Origin of the sequence: Sphaerochaeta sp., from assembly GCA_022482495.1 — a bacterium.
In the GTDB taxonomy this organism is placed as follows: Bacteria; Spirochaetota; Spirochaetia; order Sphaerochaetales; family Sphaerochaetaceae; genus RUG023.
This window is the reverse complement of the sequence record JAKVPA010000003.1, coordinates 48,941-67,211: the sequence shown is the minus strand read 5'-3', so window position 1 is coordinate 67,211 and position 18,271 is coordinate 48,941. Positions and strand designations below refer to the sequence as shown.

At 47.1% G+C, this 18,271-nt stretch carries 16 protein-coding genes; 14 read left to right on the top strand and 2 right to left on the bottom strand.

From position 1 onward, the window contains the following. Positions 1 to 41: 41 nt before the first annotated feature. The 9 genes from LKE28_04415 to LKE28_04375 all read left to right on the top strand — a co-directional run bounded on the left by LKE28_04415 (position 42) and on the right by LKE28_04375 (position 9,926). Positions 42 to 1,781 carry a hypothetical protein gene (locus LKE28_04415; GenBank protein ID MCH3907494.1) on the top strand — a complete coding sequence of 580 codons (1,740 nt, stop codon included), beginning with the start codon at positions 42 to 44 and terminating at the stop codon, positions 1,779 to 1,781. 89 nt (positions 1,782 to 1,870) lie between these two features. Next, on the top strand, positions 1,871 to 2,698 hold the full coding sequence (locus LKE28_04410; protein ID MCH3907493.1) for a hypothetical protein: 828 nt from the start codon (positions 1,871 to 1,873) through the stop codon (positions 2,696 to 2,698). 32 nt (positions 2,699 to 2,730) lie between these two features. After that, positions 2,731 to 2,814 (top strand): hypothetical protein, encoded by an 84-nt coding sequence (locus LKE28_04405; GenBank protein MCH3907492.1) that lies wholly within the window; start codon positions 2,731 to 2,733, stop codon positions 2,812 to 2,814. Positions 2,815 to 2,839: 25 nt separating this feature from the next. Further along, positions 2,840 to 3,076 carry a hypothetical protein gene (locus tag LKE28_04400; protein ID MCH3907491.1) on the top strand — a complete coding sequence of 79 codons (237 nt, stop codon included), beginning with the start codon at positions 2,840 to 2,842 and terminating at the stop codon, positions 3,074 to 3,076. Position 3,077: 1 nt separating this feature from the next. Further along, positions 3,078 to 5,813 (top strand): membrane protein insertase YidC, encoded by a 2,736-nt coding sequence (yidC, locus tag LKE28_04395; protein MCH3907490.1) that lies wholly within the window; start codon positions 3,078 to 3,080, stop codon positions 5,811 to 5,813. A gap of 14 nt (positions 5,814 to 5,827) precedes the next feature. Beyond that, a complete protein-coding gene (locus LKE28_04390; GenBank protein ID MCH3907489.1) occupies positions 5,828 to 6,073 on the top strand; it encodes an NTP transferase domain-containing protein in 246 nt (81 codons plus the stop codon). Further along, positions 5,982 to 7,658: an aminotransferase class I/II-fold pyridoxal phosphate-dependent enzyme gene (locus LKE28_04385; GenBank protein MCH3907488.1), complete on the top strand. Its 1,677-nt coding sequence runs from the start codon at positions 5,982 to 5,984 to the stop codon at positions 7,656 to 7,658. The genes LKE28_04390 and LKE28_04385 overlap by 92 nt, the downstream gene beginning before the upstream one ends. 266 nt (positions 7,659 to 7,924) lie before the next feature. After that, positions 7,925 to 9,085, top strand: a complete 1,161-nt coding sequence (locus LKE28_04380) for an exopolysaccharide biosynthesis polyprenyl glycosylphosphotransferase (GenBank protein MCH3907487.1) — start codon at positions 7,925 to 7,927, stop codon at positions 9,083 to 9,085. 16 nt (positions 9,086 to 9,101) lie between these two features. Beyond that, complete coding sequence (locus LKE28_04375; protein ID MCH3907486.1) at positions 9,102 to 9,926, top strand: hypothetical protein; 825 nt, start codon at positions 9,102 to 9,104, stop codon at positions 9,924 to 9,926. On the opposite strand, the gene LKE28_04370 is transcribed toward LKE28_04375, so the two are convergent. Next, positions 9,927 to 11,024: a glycosyltransferase gene (locus LKE28_04370; GenBank protein ID MCH3907485.1), complete on the bottom strand. Its 1,098-nt coding sequence runs from the start codon at positions 11,022 to 11,024 to the stop codon at positions 9,927 to 9,929. Then, complete coding sequence (locus LKE28_04365; protein MCH3907484.1) at positions 11,021 to 12,073, bottom strand: mannose-1-phosphate guanylyltransferase; 1,053 nt, start codon at positions 12,071 to 12,073, stop codon at positions 11,021 to 11,023. The genes LKE28_04370 and LKE28_04365 overlap by 4 nt, the downstream gene beginning before the upstream one ends. Before the next feature lie 119 nt (positions 12,074 to 12,192). Here LKE28_04365 and LKE28_04360 point away from each other — a divergent pair, with 119 nt between their 5' ends. The 5 genes from LKE28_04360 to LKE28_04340 all read left to right on the top strand — a co-directional run bounded on the left by LKE28_04360 (position 12,193) and on the right by LKE28_04340 (position 18,232). Continuing rightward, positions 12,193 to 13,248 carry a glycosyltransferase family 4 protein gene (locus LKE28_04360; protein MCH3907483.1) on the top strand — a complete coding sequence of 352 codons (1,056 nt, stop codon included), beginning with the start codon at positions 12,193 to 12,195 and terminating at the stop codon, positions 13,246 to 13,248. A 344-nt stretch (positions 13,249 to 13,592) separates the two neighbouring features. After that, a complete protein-coding gene (locus LKE28_04355; protein MCH3907482.1) occupies positions 13,593 to 14,375 on the top strand; it encodes a glycosyltransferase family 4 protein in 783 nt (260 codons plus the stop codon). Between the two features lie 21 nt (positions 14,376 to 14,396). After that, complete coding sequence (locus tag LKE28_04350; GenBank protein MCH3907481.1) at positions 14,397 to 15,539, top strand: glycosyltransferase; 1,143 nt, start codon at positions 14,397 to 14,399, stop codon at positions 15,537 to 15,539. A 161-nt stretch (positions 15,540 to 15,700) separates the two neighbouring features. Continuing rightward, on the top strand, positions 15,701 to 16,939 hold the full coding sequence (locus tag LKE28_04345; protein MCH3907480.1) for a hypothetical protein: 1,239 nt from the start codon (positions 15,701 to 15,703) through the stop codon (positions 16,937 to 16,939). 417 nt (positions 16,940 to 17,356) lie between these two features. Then, the gene (locus LKE28_04340) at positions 17,357 to 18,232 is read left to right on the top strand and encodes an N-acetylneuraminate synthase family protein (GenBank protein ID MCH3907479.1); all 876 of its coding nucleotides are present in this window, start codon (positions 17,357 to 17,359) and stop codon (positions 18,230 to 18,232) included. Positions 18,233 to 18,271 lie beyond the last annotated feature (39 nt).

Below are 18,271 nucleotides of genomic sequence, written 5' to 3'. Positions count from 1 at the left end.
CTGTGGGATAGGCTGACGAAGTCTTGTACAAGGAGAAGAGGATGAGAAAAAGACATATCATACTTGTGCTCTTGCTTCTTTTTGTGAGCATCTCCATGTGGGCTCACGAACAAAACGCAGTAGGTGATTCCGCTCCATCCAGTCAGAAATTCATGATCGCCGGTTATTCGTTCACCATTACCGGCAAAACGACGGAAAGCGCCCTTCGTTCCCGGATCGTTCCTGCCGGTGATGAAATCTTTCCTTCGGAAGAAGCAATGCGGGCGGCATTGGATGCCAAAGTCCAGAAGTTGGTCAACCTCAGGGTGTTCAGCAAGGTGGAGTACGCACTTGTGTATACCAACGAGTCTCGTGGCATCCGGTTCTATCAGGTCACATTTATCATTGTGGATGCGTCCTCCATCCTTCCGTTCCCGTATGGAAAGTACGATTCCAATATTGGCACGCGTGTGGGACTGAAATTATACAATAAGAATCTCTTTGGGCAGCTTTCCAATCTGTATCTCGCGGGAAACGTCACCATTCCCGACAGCGCGTTCCAGGATGACGTGGGAAATGGTTGGAAGGAAGGGACGTACTACGGAGAAATGAATCTCAGTCAACTGGCATTGGGAAAGCAAGTCCGGCTTAATCTGGCGACCCAGTATTCCTACAATATGCAGGATCCCACATCCTCATATTTTTATTTCAATTTTAATCCTCAGAACATGACGATCGACCACAAGGCGCTTTCCATGAATATGTGGTTGTACCTGCATCCAAAAACTGCTGATTTGCAAGGCGATTGGTATTTTAACCAAATAGGGAACTCGTTCAATTGGGGGCCGTTTGCGCTGAGCCTCGGAGGCTTTTCCCTGTACAACAAATCCATTGCGTATGACGTCAATACGTCGGATTATTATTTCTATACCCTGTCCCATTTCCGCTACCATGGATTCAAAATCGGAACGCAACAGATCGATACGCGGCTTTCGCTGGAAACAAAGGGAGCATACGGTATTCTTGATTGGATGGATATCAGTGGCACGATAGGAACAGGGTTCAACGTTCGGGACTGGTTCAATTGGTATAATGAAATAACTTTGCATAACAAGATGTATCCGGATGATCCTCTGCTGTATGAGTTGTTTTGGGAATTCAACAGCACGCTTTCCCGTTCTTCCATCAACTGGAAGGGGAATTTCCGTACCGGGTTGGATTTTCAGATCCATGGGAACATGGCCATCTTCCCCAAACGAACATTTGAAGGTCGGCCATATCGTCCGGGTGATATCGATTACCAATGGCTGGAAATTCGTACCTCATGGTTTCCCTTTGCCACCTCATGGTTCAATCCTTCGTTCCGGCTCTCTGGCATCCTTTCTTCCAAGAAATATTATTTCCTCCCAAGTAACACCGACGACTATGTGTCGGAATACATTCGCGGTATTCGGGATAACAATGATTATGTTTATGTTAAGGGAGAGGCTTGGAAGAGAGCGTTGGTGCTGAACTGCAACTTCACCACCTCGTTCATCACGCTTCGGAATTTTGCCCATTCGTATGCGATTCCGTTTGTTGATATCGCGTTGGTCAATGATGTCAATGGATTGAACAACGGAAATGACAACTGGTTGGTTGGCGCGGGCATGGAAGGCGTGGTGATTCTGGACCGCTATCCCGCTTATCCCATCCGGGCGTCTTTGGGGTTCAATATGGAAGACGTATACCGAAAACTTACCGGAAACGGGACTGGTTCTGTTGAGTACGAATTGTACATTGGTTTATATTTCTTTTTCTGAGACAAAAGAGAGGTTTGTTCCATGCTCGTCAGCGGAAGGCAGGTAATTCTTCAATGATTGTTTGGTATATTGATCCCGGAACGGGGAGTATGCTGTTCTCAGTGGTGGTGGGGATCGCCGCGACGGCGTATTTTTCTTTTCGCGCGTTGTTTGTCAAATTGAAAATGACCTTTTCCTCCAAAGAGGCCAGAGCGGAGATGAATCGTCCCGCAGTCCCGTATGTCATCTACTGTGAGGGACGCCAATACTTCAATGAGTTTTCTCAGGTGGTCGAGAAATTTGAGAGCAGGGGACTTCCTCTTGCTTACTATACAGGGAGTGAAGATGATCCTGTCCTGAAGAAGTCGTGGAACCATGTCCATGCCGAATACATCGGGGTGGGGAACAAAGCGTACGCCAAACTGAACTTTCTCAGGGCTGACGTGGTGTTGATGACCACGCCCTCGTTGGATGTCTACCAGCTCAAACGTTCCAAGGATGTGAAGAAATACGTGCATATTCTTCACGCCCCGAGCGATGCCACCGGATACCGTCTGTTCGGATTGGATTTCTTTGATGCGGTGTTGCTTACCGGGGAATACCAGAAAAAGGACATTCAGTATCTGGAGCAGAAACGGCATCTTCCTCCCAAAGACTTGGTGGTGGTCGGATGTACATATCTGGATGTCCTCTCGAAAAAGCGGGACGCTATGGAGAAGAAATCCCATCCCTTTACCGTCCTCGTTTCTCCCTCCTGGGGACCGTCCGCGTTGCTTTCCCTCTACGGGATTTCCTTGTTGGATCCTTTGTCGAAAAGCGGTTGGGATGTCATTGTCCGTCCGCATCCCCAATCCCGATTGGTTGAAAAGCGCATTGTTGGACTACGCTTCAGAAACGATATAGGGGGAAACCAAACGTCAGATGGGATTTTGAAGTGACAACAGTGGCGCGCTGAGCAGGTGCGGATATCATGATCAGCGACTTCTCAGGGATCATCTTTGACTATACTTTCCTGTACGACAAACCGGTGAATCTATGTAGCGCAGGATTTTGACAAACGGCCGTACGATGCCGGGGACGTGAAGGATGAAATGTGGCAGTTTGAGGCGGTTCGCAGATTTGGAATCGAGGTGAAACCTTCCGATTTCCCCCATATCAAGGATGTCATCCAACACGCTTCTGACAGAGTGGAATTGAGAAACGCACGGCATGCGGCGAAACAAGAGGCATGGATGTACCCAGGTGAAGCGGCAAACCGGGTTGTTGACTATCTGGTGAGCGTGGAGTCTCAGCTTATAGGTGGGGAGGCTAAGTAAGATGGGAAGCGTTTTATATACCTTGTTTATTTTCCCCATCGCCGAGGTGATCGAGCTTGCGTTCACCGCCTTGTATCGGGTCTCTGATAATTTCGGAGTCGCGATTATCGGTTTGAGCTTCGTCGTCACGTTGTGCACGCTTCCCATTTATATGGTTGCCGAGCATTGGCAGGAAGTGGAACGAAACAAAGTAGCAGAAATGGCGCCGGAAGTGAAGAAGATCCGGAAGGTGTTCAAAGGGGACGAACGGTTCATGCTCCTGTCTGCCTATTACCGGGAATGTGATTATAAGCCAATTTACGCCCTCCGCTCTTCGTTCTCCATTTTGATCCAGATTCCGTTCTTCCTCGCCGCATACCTGTTCCTGTCCAATCATCCTGATCTGAAAGGATTGTCATTCTGGTTCATCAAAGATCTCGGCGCGCCGGATGGGATGATCAACATCGCGGGCCGGACGTTCAATCTGCTTCCCATCATCATGACAGTCGCCAACTGCATCAGCGGGGCGATCTACTCCAAAGGACATCCGGTAAGAGAGAAGGTGCAGATTTACGCTCTTGCCGCCGTCTTTCTGGTGATACTGTACGCCTCTCCCGCGGGATTGGTCCTTTACTGGGCGATGAACAATATTCTGTCGCTGGTAAAGAACATTTTTTACAAGATGCGGCATCCGCTTCGCATGTTGTACGGGATTTTCTGTGTGGTGTGTCTGGGGATCAGTGGATATTATTCCAAGCATGGGACCGGTCAGAAATGGAAGATTTATGCCATCTACGCGATTTCGTTGATCATCTTTCTTATCCCCCTTTGGTATCGTCTTGCCAAGTGGTATTCGGCCACTTGTGTAGGGTGGTTATGTGATCATGACAGACTCCGGTTCCTGTTGTTTTTCCTTGGCATGCTGGGCGTAACATTGCTGATTGGCGCGCTGATACCCTTGAATCTGATCTCCACTTCCCCCACGGAATTCGCCAACATGGGACCCTATGCCAGTCCGTTGGATTTTGTGGGGATCACCATGCTCCAGGCGTTGGGGTGCTTCATCATCTGGCCGGTGTGCTTGTATTTTCTTTTTCCCAAAAAGATTCAGCCGTTCTTTGTCGTGTTTTCCGGGGTTGTTTTCCTTGGAGCCTTGATGAATACCTTCTTGTTCCCCGGGAATTATGGGACCGTATTTACGGATTTGGGCTTTGCGAATAGTGACTTGATGAAAATGCAAGGCATCAAGAATTATGTGAATCTTGGACTGCTTGTGGGACTTTTTTGTCTGCTTTCCTGGCTGTTCCATCGGAGGTTTTCTCGGGCCATCTCTTTTGTCCTCGTGATTCTTATGATTGCAGTTTCCGCCCAGTCCGTGGTTCGGATGCATGGGATTTCTCAGAAGTACCGCGAGTTGTTATCCCACCAAGAGGAGACAGAGACAGCCATCAGTGATGATACCAAGTTTGAGCCGATGTTCCATTTTTCCCGTACCGGGAAGAATGTGCTGGTAATCATGTTGGACCGGGCCATCAGCGGATATGTTCCGTACATTTTTCAGGAAGACCCGTTGCTGTATCAGCAATTCACCGGTTTTACCTATTATCCGAATGCGATTTCGTTTGGCAGCCATACCCTCTATGGGACCCCAACACTGTATGGGGGGTATGATTATACTCCGATCAAGATGCAGAAGCGGACGGACAAGACCCTTCAGCAGAAACAGAATGAAGCCATCACGTTGCTTCCTGAGATTTTCTCATCAGAAGGGTATGATGTGGTGACGTTGAATCCTCCCTATCCTGATTATTCATGGGATTTTGTGGAAGGGCCTTTTGCCGGGATGGAACATGTCACCGCAAAAGGAATAAATGGGCGATACAGCGAATGGTGGAAGAATACACGTTTCCAGGAAGGTGAAGTAGGGTATGGCCAAATTCTTTCCTCCAATATGATCAGATACGCGGTATTCCAGGCAGCTCCGCTCGTACTTCGCTGGCCTCTCTATGACAAAGGCGAATATCTCAACGCGTTGAACCATGAGATTGATTTCAACGTTTTGGGTTCCGTTTTTGTCAATCATTATTCCACAATGGTGGCGCTTCCCTATATTACGGATTTTAATGACGGGAAAGGAAACCTGAATATGATGGATAATGAGATGACGCATGAGGATCGATTGCTTCAGGCTCCCGATTATGTTCCTTCTCTCAAGCCTATCTTGCTTGATTCGACTCCATTTCCCAAAAGCTCTTTATATCATGTGGATGCGTCCGCATTCCGTCTCCTGGGGACATGGTTTGCGTATTTGAAGGAAAATGGGGTCTATGACAATACCAAAATCATCATTGTCAGCGATCATGGGTTCGCCCTTGCGGATGATATGGCCGATAATTTCAACCTTCCCAATGGAGAACAAATGTCTTGGTATCGCGCTTTGTTGATGGTAAAGGATTTTGATGATACCGGTGACCTCAAAACAGAGCACACTTTCATGACAAACGCCGATGTGCCTGCGTTAGCGTTGCAGGGTGTTGTCGCAAATCCTGTTAACCCGTACACACAAAATCCCATCACCATGGAGGAGAAGAAAAATGGTGAAGTGGTGACGACCAGTAACATGTGGAATGTTTCATTCATCAAGAAGGATCAACCCTATCTTCCTATCCCTAAAAATGATTGGCTTTCGGTACATGATGATATCTTTAATCCAAAAAACTGGACGAAATATGTATTTCAGGTTACAACAAGCAAGTAGGAAAGGAAGCAAACATGCAGGCGATTATTCTTGCGGCGGGGATGGGAAAGCGGTTGAAGGAATTGACCAAGGACGTGACCAAATGCATGGTTCAGGTCAATGGGAGCACGTTGATCGAACGGGCGCTCTCCCAATTGGACCGGCTGCATCTCTCCCGTGTGGTGATCGTTGTCGGGCTATCAAGGGAAGAAACTGGAGGAGTATGTCCGGACGCTTGGCATCAGCACTCCCATCGTGTTCGTCGAGAACCCGGTGTATGACAAGACGAACAACATTTACTCGCTGTATCTCGCAAAAACATATCTGCTTCAGGAAGATACGCTTCTTCTGGAATCTGATCTGATCTTTGAGGAAAAAGCGCTTCGGTTGTTGCTGGATAATCCATATCCCAACCTGGCGTTGGTTTCCAAGTATGAGAGCTGGATGGATGGGACGGTGGTGAAGATGACGGAGGATGGCACGATTCTGGACATCATCGACAAGAAACATTTCCAGTTTTCAGACTGCGCATCCTACTGCAAGACCGTCAACATCTACAAGTTCTCCAAAGCGTTCTCCCAGACGCATTACGTTCCGTTCTTGGAGGCGTACTGTAAGGCGCTTGGCAACAACCAGTACTACGAACAGGTGCTGAAAGTCATCGCGCTTTTAGACAATCCGGGGATCAAGGCGATTCGGTTGGAAAATTGCAAATGGTATGAGATCGACGACATCCAGGATTTGGATATCGCCGAAACGTTGTTCGCGAGAAGCGGAGAAGAAAAACTTTCGTTGATGGAGAAGCGATACGGAGGATACTGGCGGTATCCCGGGTTGTTGGATTTCTGCTATCTGGTCAATCCGTATTATCCACCCCAGAAGCTGGTGGATGAGTTGCAGGCGAGTTTCCCTACGTTGCTCCAGTCGTATCCTTCCGGGCAGAACGTCAACCGTTTGCTTGCCGCGATGCATTTCTCCATCCATCAAGACCAGATCGTGGTGGGCAACGGCGCGAGTGAGTTGATCAAATCACTGATGAGCCTCCTTACCGGTGATTTAGGAGTGATCCATCCTTCCTTCGCGGAATATGGGAATCGGTACGCCAATGGGAAATTGGTTGTGTTCGTTCCCCAAAATAGAGATTACACCTACACGTCAGAAGATCTGATCTCGTTCTTCCAAACCCATCCCATCTCCACATTGCTTGTGGTCAACCCAGACAATCCTTCCGGGAATTTGATCGGAAAAGAGGATCTTTTGCGATTGCTCGCATGGGCGGAAGATCGTCATATCCGCCTGATCGTTGACGAATCGTTCATCGACTTCGCCGATTATCCCTTCACATTGCTGGATTCCCAGTTGTTGGATTCCCATCCTGATTTGGTGGTCGTGAAGAGCATTTCCAAGAGCTATGGGGTCCCCGGACTTCGGCTCGGGGTACTTGCTTCCGGGGATAATGTGTTGATTGGTCGTCTGGCAAAGGATGTGGCCATCTGGAACATCAACTCGTTCGGTGAATTTTTTCTGCAGATCGGGGACAAGTACCAAGATTCGTATCTCGCTTCCCTTGAGGCGATCAGGGCGGAACGGGCGCGTTTTGCCAAAGCGCTTTCCCGAATTGGAGGGATTCGTCCGATTCCCAGCCAGGCGAACTATGTGATGTGTGAGGTGACGGAGGGCAGGAGCGCCCGCCAGATCGCCATCGCTTTATTGGACCAGCACGCCATTCTGGTCAAAGACCTTTCCCGGAAGGATGGGATCGATGGCAAACAGTACATCCGGTTAGCCGTACGGAATCAGAAAGATGACGATTGTCTGCTCACTGCCCTTGAAGACGTCACCATTTCTTCACGAAAGTTCGGTTGACAGGTAGCGGGAACCTTTCCATACTTTGCATATGCGCCCTTCCATAAAAAACAGTTATGAGAGGAAATTTGGCTTTCCTCAATTTGTGAAACGGTTTGTCTTTGATGCGATTTCCGTATTGGGAGCTTGGTTTCTCGCATATTTCCTGCGATTCTTTGTTCTTCCCGGGGCAACCGGAAGCAGCCTGATGTTTTTTACGGGATTGGCTCCTTTTGTTCTTCTTTCGACGCTCTATTTCCTCAATCGTAACAAATTATATCAGTCAGATGTCTCCAAGACGTGGCGGAAGGAAGCTGGCGAATTGTTCACCACGACCTTTGAAGTGTTCGCTACGTGGATTTTCATCTTTTATTTCTTCTTTGGTGATAAAGTCAGTCGTGTCATGCTGGTTCTCTTCGCCGCTTTTTCTTTTTGTATTTCTGCTCATTGGCAGAACCATCGTGAATGCCGTATTGACGCGTCAGTACAGCAAGGGGAAAGGTCTGAGAAGGATATTGCTTGTCGGGTATGGCAAAAAGATGGAGGAATACGTCGGCACAGCTACGGAAGACGAACATGGACTTCGGTTTGTCGGTCAGTATGATGGGGAAGGAGGGTGGTTGTCGTTCCCCCATATCCAAGCGACCTCCTTGGTTGACGCGGTGGAGCAGGTAAAGGCGGACATCGTGGTGATCTCCTTTCCTCCCGAGGCATACGATCAAACGAAGGCCCGGGTTGGAGAAGGCTTGGATCTGTTTGCCCAGAAAGTGATTTTCCTTCCCCATATTCCCCAGTCCTACGCGGGAACCTATATTTCTGACTTCCACTATATTCCGATGCTTCGGATCAATGGCGCGGAACTGTCGTTTTTCAAACGTATGGAGAAACGATTCTTTGACATTGTGGTCTGTTTGGTCGGTGTGATACTGCTCTCTCCTCTGTTCCTGCTCCTTTCCATCCTGGTGAAAACAACATCCAAAGGACCGGTGATCTTCAAGCAAAAACGGGTGACCCGTGATGGCCGGATATTCGACATGTACAAGTTTCGTTCCATGCGCATCGATATGCCGGAAGGGAAGGTCCACTGGACGGAGGAGAATGATCCGCGGATCACCAAGGTGGGGCGATTCATCCGTCGGACCAGTCTGGATGAATTACCTCAATTTTTCAATGTTCTGGGGGGCTCAATGAGTCTTGTGGGGCCAAGACCTGAACGGCCGGAATTGGTGGAGGAGTTCAAAAAAACGATTCCTGGATATGCCATGCGGCATCGGATGAAAGCGGGCATCACCGGGTGGGCCCAGGTCAATGGACTTCGGGGAAACACCTCGTTGGCCAAGCGGATCGAGTTCGATCTGTACTATGTGCGCAATTGGAGCATATGGTTTGACATGAAGATCGTGATTATGACATTCTTCAAAGGGTTCGTCAACAAAAACGCCTATTGATGGACAATGGAGTACGATGAAACGGATATACATCAGCGCGGTGTGCGCAGTTCTTCTTTCGATAAGCAGTCTGTTCGGACTGGAATCCTATCGGTCAATTCTTCCCCAACTGAGTGAAGCGGAATACCAAACGCTGGCGCAGGGAGGGAGTTTGAATGGGGATACCCTTGGAGGAAAGGATCTTTCCACGATGACGCCAAACGTGGGAGTGATGGGGGAACGGATGGCGCAAGCGAAGGAAAACAGCGATGAGAAGAACTTCGCGTTGGCCTATGTCACGTTGATCCCATACGCTCCAGGTCTCTCTCGCGAAACGGATTCAGAGCGACAGCTGACTATTTTTAATACGATGCGCCAGATCTCCACCCAGAAAGAGATTACCTATCTTTCCAGTCGACATGGCAACAAGCCGTATCCGTTGTTCAAGGAATCTTCGTACATCAGTGATCCCAAGGATATTACGTCGACGATTCCTGATCCGGTATTGGAAGAACTGCCTTCCTCATTGGTCGCCTATGCGTACCAGTTTGACACCACCTTCGATGGAAACGTGTACCAGCATACGTTCACAACTTCTGATCAAGAGATTTTCCTGGATATCACCAACATGACACCGATCAAATTTCGGGGGATTACCGGGTTGAAAGCAAAGGCGCTTTCCATGTGCCTTTCAACCTATCAGACCAAAGAAGGAATTCTCCTTTTTTCCTTGGTTGAGGTGAAGAATCGAAAACCTGAAGTGAAAATCCTGTTCTGGAGCGTATGGCTTCCCGGCGCTTTTGACAAACGAATCACCGCGTTGTCCGGATGGTTCCGTGATCGAATCTCGCTTGGAATGTAATCATCCGTTCCATTCCTTGAGACACTGGTCAACGTACGCTTTGAAGGTCGTCCGGAACACCTCTTGGGAGAACTTCCTGCTGTATTCCTGAATCTCCTTCCGGGAAGAGAGGACTCCATCTTGTTCAAACCGCGTGATGCATGCTTCCAGGCTTTCTTGCGTTTGCTCGGGGAAGAACAAGCCGGTTTTTCCGTCCAATATCGTCTCCAACGCTCCGCCTTTCCCATAGGCCAACACCGGAGTTCCTGCGGACTGGGCTTCCACCGGGGTAAGCCCGAAGTCTTCTTCTCCCGGGAACAGGAACGCTTTGGCGTGGAGGAATTCCTGCTGGACTTCCTCGTCGCTGAGATTCCCTTTGAACGTCACGGTGGGGCCTGCGATCTTCTTAAGATTTGCCGCTTCATCACCACTGCCGATGACCACCAGATGTTTCTTCAAGTGGGTGCACGCCTTGATCGCCAGATCGATGCGCTTGTAATAGACGAAACGGGATACCACCAGATAAAAATCATCCGGTTGTTCAGTTGCGGGGAATGGATTCATTCTGGCTCCCGGGTAGATGGTAGTGGCGTCCCGATGGTAAAACTTCTTGATCCGTTGTTTGATGAAATTTGAGTTGCTGACGAAAAAGTCAACGCGGTCGGCGGCCGCTTTGTCCCAGAGCCGCATACGGTGCACCATGCCAGGCATCAACTTCCGTTTCAACCATCCTGCGTGGGAGCGGTACTCATAGTACATGTCCCAGATGTAGCGGGTAGGGGTGTGGCAGTAGCAGATATGGGGGGCGTTCACCGGGGTGATGACGCCTTTGCTGCAACTGGAGCATGAGCTGATCACCAGGTCATATCCGGTGAGATCCAAAGACTCAAACTCCTTGGGCATGAAGGTCAGAAAGTTCTTGTACAGTTTGGTGGAGAAGGGCCACTTCTGCATCGGGGTGGTCACGATGTGGTAGTCCTGGAATCGCTTTGGCATCCGCTTCTTGTCGTACACCAACGTGAAGATCGTCGCGTCCGGATACAAAGAGAGAATGTCTTCCACCACGCGTTCCGCTCCGCCGTACTGCACCAGCCAGTCATGAACGATGGCTACCTTCATTTCTTTTCCCCCTTCTGTTTGAGAAGTTGCTGGATTTCCGGGACATGGGAGTTTGCGCAGATCAAAAGCGTCCCTTGGTTTTCAATGATGGTGCAGTCATCCACACCGATCAAAATGATTTGTTTGGTGGATGCCTCCTGGACATCGATGATGTTGTTGTGGGAGAGGGAGAGAACCACCTGCTTTTTCGCTCCGACGACGGTATTCCCAGCTTCATCCTGCTGATAATGACGGGTCAACGCCAGGAACGAACCGACATCATCCCACGAAAAGCGCGCCGGCACCATCTTCACCACGGTGCTTTTTTCCATCACCGCGTAGTCGATGGAGATGGAAGGGACCTGCCCGTAGGTGGCTTCATTGACGCCATCGGCGTCCACCAACCGTTCGACCTGGGAATACACCTCAGGGACGTATCGTTGAAGTTCCTGCTTCATCAGGGAAATGGGGAAGACGAACATTCCGGCGTTCCAGAAATAGGTACCATCTTCCAGATACCGCTGTGCCGTCTCTTTGTCCGGTTTCTCCACAAAACGTTCCACCGGACACGCTTCGGTTCCTTGTGGTTTTGCCTTCAGGTAGCCGAATCCGGTTTCCGGATAGGTTGGTTTGATGCCGATGGTAACGATATTTCCCTGTGAGGCGCTGGTGACGGCGTCGGTGAGCGTCGCGACGAACGCGTCCTCCGGTTCGATCAAATGATCGGACGGGAAGACCATAACCGTCACCTCTTCCGAACCATATGCCTGCTGGATGGAAAGAAGGGAGAGCGCAATGGCCGGTGCCGTGTTGCGTCCGCACGGTTCCAGAATGACGTGGGATTGGGGAATCTCCGGGATCTGTTCCTGCACCAGGCCGAGGAACCGGCTTCCGGTGATGATGAAGATGTCTTGGATGGGAACAAGTGAGGTTACCCGTTGGACGGTCAATTGGAGGAGGGACCGGTTGTTCTGCGTCAAGGTGAGAAACTGTTTGGGCCGTTCCGGTTGGCTGAGTGGCCAAAGCCGTTCCCCTTTCCCTCCGGCCAAAATCAATGCTGCTCGCTTCACAAAGTGACTCCTTGCGTGTGGTATGATGATTGTACCACAACCTGGGGAAAAAGAAACTCAGTGATGAACCTTGTCCGCCAGGGAATGGGTAGAGTATACTTCCCCATTGAGGAGTGGCTGTGAGTCGGTTCATCATCAACGGAAAATTCCTTTCGCAACGGATGACGGGGGTGCAACGGTTCGCCTATGAACTGGTCTCTGCGTTGGATGGTCAGCTGACGACGAATGATGGCGTCTCGCTGGCTGTGCCGTCGTCTGTTTCGGAAACCCAGATACCCAACCTTCATGCGATCGCCGTGGCGCGTGTCGGTTCCCACCACGGAGTGCGATGGGAGCAGTGTGACTTCCCCTCGTATTGCCATGCACAGCACGCCATACCGGTAAACCTGTGCAACGCCGCGCCGCTTCGTAATCCAGGCATCGTCTGCATCCATGATGTCAAAGTGAAACGGTTTCCCGAATATTTCACCTGGAAGTTCCGGCTCTGGTATGACCTGCTGTTTTCCCGTATCGCCCGAAAAGCCGTTCTGGTGTTGACTGTCTCCGAGTTTTCCAAGAAGGAGATCGAAGCAACCCTCCATATCCCGGAGAGGAAGATCGTGGTGGTTCCCAACGCGTGGCAGCATCTGGAGCACATCGTTCCCTCAGATGATGTGCTCTCCCGATACCATGTCTTGGACAAAGGGTTCTTCTTCATGCTGGGAAGCCTGGATCCCAACAAGAATCTTGCGTGGTTGGTCAAGGAAGCTCAGCGGAATCCCCAAGAGACGTTCTTGGTGTCGGGGAGCATTGACCGGAAGGTGTTCGCCAAAAGCGCCGCGATGGCTTCGTTGCCTTCCAATGTGACGTTCCTAGGCTATGCCTCGGATGAAGACGTCAAGGGGTTGATGACTCATTGCAAGGCGCTGGTGTTTCCCTCCTTCTATGAAGGATTCGGAGTCCCACCCTTGGAAGCGTTGCGGGTCGGTTCTCCCATCATCGTTTCGGATATCCCGGTGCTCCGGGAAATCTACCATGAGGCCGCGATTTACATTGATCCCCATCGGACGGATTACGTGTTGGAGGAGCTTCTCGCCACCAATACAACAGGGGCGGACAAGGTACTGGCTTCGTATGATTGGAAGATATCGGCGGGACTTCTGAAGGATGTGTTGGAAAGAGAGGGGAAACCATGATGCGGGTGCTGTTCGTGACGACCTGTCCCTGCTTTTATCGTGTCGCTTTTTTCCGTGAATTGGGGAAATATGTTGACCTTACCGTGGTGTATGAGGATGGAACGGGAAGGTATCAAAAAGATACCAGTTCATATTATCAACGGGATACCCAAGGAGAATTCACCGTTGCTTCACTCAAAGCAATGCACATAGGGCATTACAATTACGATTTTGGCCTTTTCCGGTTGATCAAAAAAGAACGCTTTGATGTCGTGGTATTCGGAATCATTGAAAGCTTATCCTGCATGCGGACGATGGAAGAAATGCATCGCCGCCATATGCCGTACATCCTGAACATCGATGGGTTGGCAGACAAGGACAGGGGGAGACTGAAGAATTGGGCTGGTCGCCATTTTGTGTCCATGGCACCGATGTTGTTGTCTCCCTCGAAGGCGAATGATCATGTGTTGGTTACGCTCGGAGCGAAGCTGGAAACAATCAAAAGATATTCGTTCGCCAGTTATTCGGAAAAGCAGGTACTCTCACAGTGCGTGACCCCAAAAGAACGGGAAGAGGCGTGCAAGACGCTTGGCCTTGTCCCTGGTCGCTATGTGGTGTCTGTCGCCCAGTTGATCGAACTGAAAAATCCGTTAGGTTTGTTGCACGCATGGAAACGAGTCTCCTCTCCAGAAGAAATGCTTCTCCTCATTGGAAGAGGTCCATTGGAAATCCAGGTAGCCAAAATGATTGCTCGGGATAGGTTGCATAATGTACGTTTGATCCCATTTGTTGCTCCCACGCAAATTCCTTTGTATTATCGCGCTTCACTTTTTTCCGTTTTGTTTTCCCATCAGGACGCGTGGGGCCTGGTTATTTCCGAGTCGCTTGCCAATGGAACACCAGTCATCGCCACGGATGCGTGTTATGCCGCGACGGAGCTTCTGCAAAACGATTCCAACGGACAGGTGATCGCTGACGACGAAACTCAGTTGGAGGCAGCCTTGCGGACGATGTTGAAGAAGTCACCAAAGGAACTTGCCGCGATGTCCGCTTCCGCGTTGCAGTCTGTCAAAACCTATACGGTGGAACAGATGGCGAAGGAACATGTGGCAATCTTTGAGGGGTTTCTGCGGGGGGAGGGAAGATGATCAAGGTACTTGAATTAGGGAATGACCGATACCATTGGAGGTATTGAGACATACCTGTATTCCCAATATCAGTATTTCGATCGTACCCAAATCCATTGTGATTTTATCAATGACAAGAAGTATGCATCATTGGCATATGAACAAGAATTTGTACAGTTGGGAGCGGGTATCGTCCGCATGAATGCGAATTTCTCCCATAATCCTTTGAAATTCTTGCAAGAGTTCAAGACGCTTCTCAAAGAGAAGAAGTATGATGCCATTATTGCCAATGCCACGTTGTATTCCCTCAAACAAGGCTGTGAAATGCTTGTTGCGAAACAGGTTGGTATTCCCGTGCGAGTGTTTCATTCCCACATTGCCAATGGGAAGAAAAATGGAAAGACATTGGTGGGGTGGTTGGTAGAGAATCCTTTTTGCGCTGGCAATTGCGGAAAGATACTCACAAATCGGTGGGCCTGTTCAAATATTGCGGGAAAGTATTTTTTTCACAACAAGCCATTTCAATTGATCCATAACAGTATCGATATTCAAAAGTTTTCTTTTTCCTCAGAAGTTCGTGATCGTGTTCGTGGCGGTTTAGGGCTTTCCCCATCCCGAATTGTGTTGGGGAATGTCGGGAGATTGCATTATCCAAAAAATCAACGTTTCCTTATTTCTGTTCTTCAAGAGTGTCTTTCAAAGGGATTGGATGTGGAATTATGGTTCATTGGCGCGTATCAACAAAAATGGAAAGAATACCAGGAAGTCAAGAAAAACATCCAACGATTGGGTGTCCAGGATCGTGTCAGATTTTGGGGACAACGCCAAGATGTACAGGATTTATTGATGGGAATGGATGTGTTCTTGTTGCCCAGTCTCTTTGAGGGATTCCCCATCGTTGGCTTGGAAGCGCAGTGTGCAGGACTCCCTTGTATTTTCAATTCATCGATTACCGATGAAATCAAAATATGCGATACAGTTCACTTCCTTCCTGTCTCAAACGGTTCACTACGATGGGCTGAAGAAGTGGTACGACTCCTCCATGCATCATCGCAAAGAAAAAATGAATCGCAGGTATTGTTTCAGAATGGATATACAAATCAACAAAATGTTAAGAGTGTACAGACAGCTATAACTCAAGCTCTGAAAAAACGAACAGAAGATGTGGTTAAAAAAAGAGAGTAATCCAAAATTTGTAAAAATTGTCGTTACCAGAATTATTGGTGTTTAAAGGATATATAAGTCTTTTACTGATATTGTTGCTTTTGAGATTTGGGGTTCTGGTTTAAGAGTATCTTCTTGGTTTTTGTAAATTGTTTTTACAGTATACTTAAAAAAAGGAAAATATGATTTTTTGGATATTACATAAAAAAACAAAACTTAGTGATTTATACAATAAAGTTGAAGGAACTCCTAGTCTATTCTACCAACTTTTTTCTTCATTCCGCTTTGTTGATATTTCTGAATATCCAGTCTCGAGAAGAATAGAAAACAGAATTCTAGGATTAAAGTATCTTCCAGATTTTGATGAATTAGGTATCAATAAGAAAGCATATATATTAATCAAGCGTAAAAGAGATGCTGTTAAATTGATTAGGTCGGTAGATCCTCAAAATGATATATTTATATTTCAAAAAATTGAAGAGAGATCATCATTGTGGTCTTTCTTGCTTTTGCTCAACCGGTATAAGATTCATACTGCACTTATAAATAATTGGCAGCTTCCATTACAAGAAAGAAGAAAGTCGTATAACTTAAAGACACTGGTAACAATTTGGAATCAAGATAAACGTTTATTCATATGCAAGAGTTTGCGCTTTTTATCGAATTATAAGAAACCAAAAAATCAAGGAAGTTTTGATTTTTCCCTATCTTCTGGGTGGGGTATGATCGAGGAGGTTGAGAGGTCAGGGCATATTTCCATTAAAAAAATAATTCCCGTTCATTCTGTCTCATATGATGAGTTTCTTGATGAGAGAACGCATGAAAAGAAGCTAATAACAACTCCATATTTTGTATTTGTCGATCAGGCATTGTTTATACATCCAGATAACAAAGAGTATAATTTTACAGAAAGAGATTTATATCTTTATCATAATGAAATACATAAAGCTTTGCGCTTCTTTTCTCAAGAAAATAATGGATGTAAAATAGTGATTGCTCAACATCCAAGAATTCAATATGAAAGAGGGTTTTGGGATGGCTTTGAAGTATATAATGGCGTTACCGCGAATTTGATAAAGTTTAGTGAAGGTGTAATAGGTCATTTTTCTACATCGCTCAATCTTGCTTTTCTATTTGAGAAAAAAATATGTCTTTTCACATCTTCGTCTTCTTGGTTTCCTTTCTCATTGCAGGTTTCTCAATATAGATCTCTTCTTCATTGCTCAATGATTGATATGAATACCCTTCAAAAATGTAAAATAAAGATTAACAGAGGAAAATATACAAAAGCTTTTCTAACTAAATATTATACTTTATTACCTGATGACGGAAGATCAAATAAAGATTTATTTACTAAATTTTTATCAAACTACTCTGAATTTCAAGAATATGGGCATACAAATCGGCTTTCCGGTGTGTAAGGTCCTAGTTAAATAAAAAAAATAGTATTCCATTCAAAATAATATTGATGCAATTATATTGATAATTCACAATATAATATAAAATGAAAAGTTAGTATAATTAAAACAAAAAAACACAATAAAGTTACGGTATCCTTCATCGCTTTTAAGTAGAAATCTTGTTGGTTAAAAAGGAGGCATCTTCATCAGTGCCATAAAGAATCAAATCTGGTACGAGATGTCAATTGAAATTCTTTGCTTTAGCTTATAAACGTGATACATTACTTGTAAAAGAAATTTTGAAAGTTTTCAAATTTACTTTGCGGTGAAGCTGTCAATGCATTCTATAAGGAATAGTGTAGTTCCATGTTTTTAAAATTGATTTTTTACCGATGGTATATTGATGTTATAAAGTTTTATATTAAAGGATATTAATAGATGTTGCAATACAATAAACCCTTTGTAATCGCGGAAGCGGGCTGTAATCATATGGGGAGTATGGAGATCGCCCATGAGATGATTGAGACTGCTGCATATTTCTGTAAGGTTGATGCCATCAAATTCCAGAAAAGATGTCCCAAGGAATTGCTGACGCCCGAACAGTACAACGCACCGCATCCGAATCCAGAAAACTCTTTCGGGAAGACGTATGGGGAACATAGGGAATTTTTGGAGTTCACCCTCGAGCAACATGCGCAACTGAAAGCTTGGTGCGAGGATGCCGGCATTATCTATTCGACGTCCGTTTGGGATTTGACAAGTGCAAAGGAAATAACCTCTTTGCATCCCCAATTCATCAAAATCCCTTCTGCCTGCAATACCAATTCTCCCATGCTCAAATGGTTGTGTGAAAACTACCAAGGGGAAATACAGCTGTCCTTCGGTATGACGACTCATGACGAAGAAGAATCAATCGTAAGGCTGTTCGAGGATTATGGGCGAGCAAAAGATCTTATCATTTATGATTGCACATCCGGGTATCCTGTCCCATTCAAGGACGTTTGTCTGTTGGAGATCTCCCGTTTGCAGAAATCTTATGGTAACAGGGTAAAGGCGATAGGTTTTTCTGGACACCATTTAGGGATTGCTGTTGATGTGGCAGCATATACTTTGGGAGCGACTTACATTGAACGCCATTATACATTGGACCGGACATGGAAAGGGACAGATCAGGCTGCATCATTGGAACCTGACGGGATGCGAAAACTGAAGAGGAATCTTTTGGCTGTCTATGATGCGTTACAGTTCAAGCAGGAAGAAATATTGCCGATTGAGCAAGTCCAAAGAAAGAAACTGAAATACAGGGTGCACTAACCATGTTTCTTTGAAAGAAGGAAAGCCTTAAACGATAAG

Bases quoted from the DNA above. Each gene is read 5' to 3' on its own strand.
- LKE28_04415 (MCH3907494.1), top strand. From the start codon at position 42: ATGAGAAAAAGACATATCATACTTGTGCTCTTGCTTCTTTTTGTGAGC.
- LKE28_04410 (MCH3907493.1), top strand. From the start codon at position 1,871: ATGCTGTTCTCAGTGGTGGTGGGGATCGCCGCGACGGCGTATTTTTCT.
- LKE28_04405 (MCH3907492.1), top strand. From the start codon at position 2,731: ATGATCAGCGACTTCTCAGGGATCATCTTTGACTATACTTTCCTGTAC.
- yidC (MCH3907490.1), top strand. From the start codon at position 3,078: ATGGGAAGCGTTTTATATACCTTGTTTATTTTCCCCATCGCCGAGGTG.
- LKE28_04390 (MCH3907489.1), top strand. From the start codon at position 5,828: ATGCAGGCGATTATTCTTGCGGCGGGGATGGGAAAGCGGTTGAAGGAA.
- LKE28_04380 (MCH3907487.1), top strand. From the start codon at position 7,925: ATGTCTCCAAGACGTGGCGGAAGGAAGCTGGCGAATTGTTCACCACGA.
- LKE28_04375 (MCH3907486.1), top strand. From the start codon at position 9,102: ATGAAACGGATATACATCAGCGCGGTGTGCGCAGTTCTTCTTTCGATA.
- LKE28_04370 (MCH3907485.1), bottom strand. From the start codon at position 11,024: ATGAAGGTAGCCATCGTTCATGACTGGCTGGTGCAGTACGGCGGAGCG.
- LKE28_04350 (MCH3907481.1), top strand. From the start codon at position 14,397: ATGACCGATACCATTGGAGGTATTGAGACATACCTGTATTCCCAATAT.
- LKE28_04345 (MCH3907480.1), top strand. From the start codon at position 15,701: ATGATTTTTTGGATATTACATAAAAAAACAAAACTTAGTGATTTATAC.
- LKE28_04340 (MCH3907479.1), top strand. From the start codon at position 17,357: ATGTTGCAATACAATAAACCCTTTGTAATCGCGGAAGCGGGCTGTAAT.